The organism is Bacteroidales bacterium (genome assembly GCA_035342335.1).
GTDB lineage: Bacteria > Bacteroidota > Bacteroidia > Bacteroidales > JAGONC01 > JAGONC01.
Genome location: DAOQWY010000049.1, coordinates 1 through 5889, shown reverse-complemented (window position 1 = coordinate 5889; position 5889 = coordinate 1). Strand labels below are relative to the sequence as shown.

Sequence of the window (5889 nt, the reverse complement as noted above, 5' to 3'; positions counted from 1 at the left end):
GCTCTCCGAACATTTTAACCCTTTCTGCAACCGACAGATGACGGGCATCCAGGTTTTCCAGTGCTTTTTCCAGTCCTACGATCGAAGGGCGCAGCTCATCGGATTGCTGCTCGAGTTTGCTCAGCACATTGCGCAGCATGATGCCGGCACGGGATTCCATCAATCCCTTTTCCGCCAGGGTTTCGATCAGGCCTACGGACTGCTCCACGGAGATGTTGGCCGTGGCGGCATTCACGCCAAACTCCTTCAGTGAGGCTGCAATCTGAGGGATGAAGGCAGCTCCGAATTTGCTGCCGGCAGCCAGGGCATTGATGTATTTGCGTGCCTGGTCCGCACCGGCACCGTATTGGTTCATGATCGTGGTCATGGACATGACGGCCTTCTCCAGGTCCATCTCGGAGGCCTCGGCCAGTATCAGGGTCTCCCGCGTGACAGAGGCAAGGTCTTCCTTGACCTCCATTAGCTCGGGTTTGGCGCTGGCCAGCAGCTTATATGCCTCCAGGATGTCGGCGGCGCTGCGGGTGATGCGGATGGAACCTTCCACAGTCTGAGTGGACATGAGTTTTGCTTCCGCAGACAGCCATTCCAGGTCTTCCCCTGCCAGCCCGGTGGCGGCAGACAATCCATCCAGGGATTTCTCATAGTCCCTGGACAGGGTGAGCATCTGGCGCATGGACATATACAGTCCTGCCAGGGCTGCCGTCACCGTGGAGATCATGCCAAAATAACGGTTGAAGCCTTCGGCCGTACGCGTGAGAAATCCCTGCTGGGCATACATCGAGGAGTTCACCCGGCTGATTTCCGCATTGACAGCCTTTAGGCTGGCCTGCTTCTGTTTGTACAGGGCCAGCTCATCGGCAGAGGCACGGTTTAAGGATCGTATCTGTGCGGTGAGCTCCCGCTTGGCCATCTGAAGGTCCTTCAAACTGGCACCGTTGAGGTTGCGCAGCACCTGGGTGGTGTCCACCACTGCCCTCTGATAGGAACGCATCTGGGCTTCCACATCCCGGAGCTCCTTTTGCTTCTGAGAATAACCTACCAGGTCATTGGCCTTGCGAAGCTCATGGAGCTCCTGGGAGAGCTGGTTTGCCTTTTCCTTGAGCTTTTCCAGGGCCTGGCCAGCCTGTTGCCCGTCGAGCTCCACACGAACACGGGCAGTTTCATTGATCGCACTCATGAGGTCAAAATTTCAGAAAAGGCACCTTAAATGAAAGGACACCACTGCAGTCACCGGGAAAGGATTTCCACGGTGGTTGTGGTGGTTTTCAGGGCATATTTTGCCTGGAGGATTTCCCTGAGCTTTTTGACTTCGGAGTACAGCGTAACCGAATACCAGGGCTTGGGCCTTCTTCGAATGCCTTCATAGCGGCGCTCCTTGACCAGTGCGATTGCAACACCCTTGCCCACTCCCATGTCCACCATGCGGCCATAGAAATTAAAGGCAAATTCAATGCGCTGAAGGTCACCACCGGCATTGGCCAGGACATGATGAATGAAACTGTCGGAGAGCTGGTAGGAATAATTGATCCTTAACTGATCAATCTTACTTAGCCAGTTCTTGATCACAATATCCGCCCAGGCCTCAGCGGTTAATTTCAGGTCGGTGTTTTTCATCAGATCAACCAGTCAGATAGGTCAAATGCCAGAGGTATGGTTTCAGTGATGGTAAAGCTGCACTCCACACCGATGAAATTATCCCCAATGGGGCCGATGGAGGAATACACGATGGAATCCGCATCCAGCAGCTCCATGCCGAATAGGTAGTTCTGCTTGTCGTGGATCATCTTTGAGAGGATTTTATGCAGGATGGATTTCACCGATTGATTCACTGTTTCAATCGTATCGAAATCATCCATCGGAGCGTGAGCTACGATATAAAAGCTGTAAAAAGATTTCACCAGGCGGTTGTCTGACAGGGCATCCTGCAGGCGGCTGTCCGCCCGGTCCATGACAAGCAGATGGGGTACCTTCTTGATGATTTTCTGGGAAAACAGAAATTCTTCCAGCGAAGCGATCGAGCGCACCCGGTGAAACACGGTTTCATGGGGCGTATGGATAAACTCCTTCAGGGTGGAAGCTACCGTGCGGAAATAGTTCAGATGGTCATACATGAATCAGGATTTATGCTTGTTCTTAATGGAATTTTCAAGGAACATGAACACATCATAGACGTAGGCGTCCAGGATCTGGTTGATTTTGGAGACATCGCTGTTGCACAGGTCGTAGCACAGCGACATGTAAGCATCCGGATGATTGGAGGATGCCTTCAGGGAAAAAAGATTGGGGAACCGTCGGACGATGAATTGCCGGCTGCCTGCATAGAAAAAAAAGCATCCCAATTTAACCTGCTCACTCAAGAAAGACATGGTGCCGCCCTGGCTTTCAAGAGTGTAAGGGTTAAACGCAATCCGGAGATCTCCCCTGTACAAGGGAGAATCTACAGTGATTTGAGGATCTTTTGTGCGCCAGAGGCACGCCAGCAGTTTATTTAAGGTGTGGGGATCTGAAGTCATGATAAACTTTTGGTACAGGCAGTCCGCATGAATGAATTCATTCAAACGGACATTCATCAATTTATCTGAGGGGCCAAAGAGCTTCTTTTTTCCAACAGCGATCCGGGGAAAATGATTGATGTGGATCTCAGGATTCAAAAGCAGCTGATCGTTATCTGTGGCAAATAAGAAATCCACACTTGCGCTCATCTCGGCAATCGTTTCTGCCGACAGAAAAATCAACCTGTACTTCTGCCAGACAAAACATCCATCATCGGATGGTTTATCTGCTGCCGGTGTCAGCCCCAGCAGATAGAAAAGGAAATTGACCTTGATCGCCTGGGGATGCTTCAAGGTCTGGATCATGCGGCAAAGCATAACGTACTGGTCCCTGGAAAAAGAATTCCAGCAGTCAGGAATCCGGTAGGATTCCTGCCCTATGGTCATGTCCATGGGTTAATGCAGGTCTTTGCCCGTATCTTTTTCTTTTGCCTGACTCATCAGGGTAAATTTACCCCCATTCTTTCTGCGGTTTGGGAAAAGGGCATCAATGATGGTGATGATAAAATTCAGGATCGAGTCGTCTTTCTTGGTCGGGGTAAGACGGACAATGATCTCTGCAAATGCCAACAGACCGAAGATCAGTTCGGCCAGATGGCCGGTAATAAATTGCCAGAATGCTTCCATGGTATTAGTATTTATGGTTAATTAAATGGTCGTATATGTTGTTGAGTTTGTCGTCAATACAGGCAAACTTCTGGTTCAGGTCACGTTTCAGGTCATCCAGGGAGACGGTATCGGCTTTTTGCTTGAGTTCCTGCATCAGGCATTCAATGTCCTTATCGTGTTTGCGCAGCTGGTACTTGGTGTTGAAATAAAAAGCCACCAGCACCCCGGCATTGGCCACCATCGTGAATACGATGGCGGACAAAAGGATCTCAGAGAGGTACTGCATGTTGGGATCACTGAAAAACAAAAAAGCCATGCTCATCATCGTTTTCAAAAACACAGTAGGATGTCTTGCTGGGATCATACACCGAGCTATTGGCATACAGCGGATAATCTCCAAGGTGATCATCCAGATAGCGCTTCAGGTATGCCAGGGCATGATCGGCATAGGCGCCGTAACTGGGATCGATCTCCTGCTGGGCGCTTTTATAGCACACAAAAGCCTTTATGGGAAGCAACAGCTGCTGGTTGACCCCGGAGACCTCGCCCTGGCGCACCTGGGCTTTGAGCTCGCCATAGAGCTCCTGTGAAAGCACCGGCATCAGGTGCAGCAACTCGGTCCTTTCGATCCCCTGGCGAAGGTTGTAGAACCTCAGAAATGAGTGCTCGATGTTCACAAACCGGTTGTACTCATCGGCGTTGGTGACAAACAGTGAGTACATCGTCGTGAGCTCCTCGGTGAATAGATCCGCTAGTTCATCCTTATACCGGTCCAGGTGCTTTAACAGCAGGTTCACCGCATCCCAGCCGCTTGCCAGCAGATCGGCCTTCAGCTCATCGGTACGATGTTTGGAAGCCGGGGCCAGGTTCGAGGTAGATGCCACCATGATACCGGCATCACCGATATGGACGTTCAGGATGGAAGCAGCTAGAAAGTAGGCAAAGTTGGCCACGGCCAGCTTGGTCAGTGAGATAGCCTTCAGGCGTTCTTCCGTGACCTGGGGAACCGACCCGTGGATGATCTCAATAAACGAGGATATGGCATCGGATCCCAGAACAGGCACCAGGAATTTGCTGGTAGCCTGTTTCAAGTAAGGCGTGATGACATTTTCCGATGAGGTCAGGCTCACAGCAACATACTTTTGAATGTCTTCCACCGAAACAAACAGCGTATCGTCCATGTTCAGCTTATTTTTTTGATACTGCCGGTGTTCTCATCCAACGTGGTAAGCACCAGGTCAGGAATAGCAAATTGTATGTCTTCAGGCCAGCGGTTGATTGCCTTGATAAGGTAAAAGGGACGAAGGATCATATCACGCACCGGCTTTAACAGGGCTTGCTTGATGATGAACAGCTCACGCTTGTCCGTACCCGAGAAGGATCCCTTGTTCTTGCCTGGTGAGGCACCGATCAGCGAAGGGTGCACGCCCAGGCCGTAGCTCATGATGTTGCTCACCTCTTCGGTGTCTTCTATGTATTCACCACCTTTAAAATGATTTTCCAGCGCGGTGATCTTCATCCGGGGAAATTCTTTGCCGTCCATGGTCTGCTTGACATACGAAATGACGCTCTTGCCGGCTTTGGCTTCACCCGAAAGAAAATCATTGATGGATTTATACTCCTTGCGTACCCGTTCCTTGCGCTTCTTGTCGTCGGTAATGCCTTCCCTGGCAAAGATTTCCTCAAAGTAATTGTCTGCCAGCTGCACATGGTATTTGATGGACATCTGGTTGGCGAGCAGCGCCTTTTTGAAGGTTAAGATCTGGGATGCAAAATCCGCCCATCCGGATTCGATGATCGAGTACCAGTAGGGTTTCTGGTAATAGGTTTTACCCGGGGTGGGGAAATTCACCGGGATGATATAACGGAAGCGTTTTTCCCCTTTGGCAATGCGGTTTTTCAGATCCTGGATGGGATTGGATGCCGAAAGCACCGGGGTGACAGCCACGGTGTCTTCACGGTAACCTTTGCTCCACTCGGCGGAGTAAAAGTGATATTCAATATCACCGGTCACCGGATTCATCGAATCCCACCGGGAAAAACAGGCTTCCTTATGGTTCAAGCAGATGACCTTACGTTTCTCAGGGGCATCCCGATTCAGAATGATCTCAGGAAACACGTTGTAGAAGAAATTCAGGTCGGTCATCTGCTCCAGCAGGTAACCGCTGATGTTGTTCTCTTCAAAAAAGGTGTTGATCTCCTTACAGTCATAGATGGGCTGCACCTTGCGGATGTTGTTTTCCACAACATACCGGAATGGTTGGATGCCCTGGCCGTAGCTCACCTGGATGTTGAACAGCAAACCGGTGGTCATCACCGGATTGCGGTACACGATCTCCAGCACTTCATCCGGAAGCAGGTTATTTTCGCCCCAGGGAACGATGCCACGGTATTGTCTGCCATTTTTGGTGAAAGGCAACGGCTGGCTTTCCGAGGAGTAAAGGCTGACATGGTCGGTAAAGGTGACAATGGCCTTGGCTCCGGGAAGGTAGCCGGTGAAGTTGGGCATTATGACAATGTCTTCAAACATAGACCTTGGTATGGTTGAATTCTATGACGCTGTAAAGCTTTACCTGGCGGATTTCACCCGAGGATAAGATCCTGACATTGAACCGCTGGCCCTTGGAATAAAAGGAGGTACAGATGGCTCTTTCGATCTTCACGATGTGGCCGTTGGATTTAATGAATGACAGGGAGAACTCCTGCCCACGGCCACGGTTATCCTTAC

9 protein-coding genes are annotated in these 5889 nt (G+C 50.6%); all 9 read right to left on the bottom strand.

The window, feature by feature from the left end:
* On the bottom strand, nucleotides 1–1177 hold a 1177-nt coding region (locus PKI34_13525; protein HNS18825.1), incomplete at its 3' end, for a phage tail tape measure protein.
* Between the two features lie 50 nt (nucleotides 1178–1227).
* Nucleotides 1228–1614, bottom strand: coding sequence for a hypothetical protein (locus PKI34_13520; protein ID HNS18824.1), 387 nt, complete (start codon nucleotides 1612–1614; stop codon nucleotides 1228–1230).
* Entirely contained in the window at nucleotides 1614–2111 is a 498-nt protein-coding gene (locus PKI34_13515; protein ID HNS18823.1) for a hypothetical protein, read from the bottom strand. The genes PKI34_13520 and PKI34_13515 overlap by 1 nt, the downstream gene beginning before the upstream one ends.
* 3 nt (nucleotides 2112–2114) lie before the next feature.
* Entirely contained in the window at nucleotides 2115–2945 is an 831-nt protein-coding gene (locus PKI34_13510; GenBank protein HNS18822.1) for a hypothetical protein, read from the bottom strand.
* Nucleotides 2946–2948: 3 nt separating this feature from the next.
* The gene (locus PKI34_13505) at nucleotides 2949–3179 is read right to left on the bottom strand and encodes a hypothetical protein (protein HNS18821.1); all 231 of its coding nucleotides are present in this window, start codon (nucleotides 3177–3179) and stop codon (nucleotides 2949–2951) included.
* Nucleotides 3180–3183: 4 nt separating this feature from the next.
* Entirely contained in the window at nucleotides 3184–3477 is a 294-nt protein-coding gene (locus PKI34_13500; GenBank protein ID HNS18820.1) for a hypothetical protein, read from the bottom strand.
* Nucleotides 3455–4342 carry a hypothetical protein gene (locus tag PKI34_13495; GenBank protein ID HNS18819.1) on the bottom strand — a complete coding sequence of 296 codons (888 nt, stop codon included), beginning with the start codon at nucleotides 4340–4342 and terminating at the stop codon, nucleotides 3455–3457. Before PKI34_13495 ends, PKI34_13500 begins: the two co-directional genes overlap by 23 nt.
* Before the next feature lie 2 nt (nucleotides 4343–4344).
* Nucleotides 4345–5691 carry a hypothetical protein gene (locus PKI34_13490; protein ID HNS18818.1) on the bottom strand — a complete coding sequence of 449 codons (1347 nt, stop codon included), beginning with the start codon at nucleotides 5689–5691 and terminating at the stop codon, nucleotides 4345–4347.
* Nucleotides 5684–5889 (bottom strand): hypothetical protein (locus PKI34_13485; protein HNS18817.1); only part of this gene is annotated, 206 nt, incomplete at its 5' end. The genes PKI34_13485 and PKI34_13490, both read right to left, overlap by 8 nt.

Excerpts from the sequence above, each read along its gene's own strand:
- PKI34_13520 (HNS18824.1), bottom strand. The coding sequence starts at position 1,614 with ATGAAAAACACCGACCTGAAATTAACCGCTGAGGCCTGGGCGGATATT.
- PKI34_13515 (HNS18823.1), bottom strand. The coding sequence starts at position 2,111 with ATGTATGACCATCTGAACTATTTCCGCACGGTAGCTTCCACCCTGAAG.
- PKI34_13510 (HNS18822.1), bottom strand. The coding sequence starts at position 2,945 with ATGGACATGACCATAGGGCAGGAATCCTACCGGATTCCTGACTGCTGG.
- PKI34_13505 (HNS18821.1), bottom strand. The coding sequence starts at position 3,179 with ATGGAAGCATTCTGGCAATTTATTACCGGCCATCTGGCCGAACTGATC.
- PKI34_13500 (HNS18820.1), bottom strand. The coding sequence starts at position 3,477 with ATGGCTTTTTTGTTTTTCAGTGATCCCAACATGCAGTACCTCTCTGAG.
- PKI34_13495 (HNS18819.1), bottom strand. The coding sequence starts at position 4,342 with ATGGACGATACGCTGTTTGTTTCGGTGGAAGACATTCAAAAGTATGTT.
- PKI34_13490 (HNS18818.1), bottom strand. The coding sequence starts at position 5,691 with ATGTTTGAAGACATTGTCATAATGCCCAACTTCACCGGCTACCTTCCC.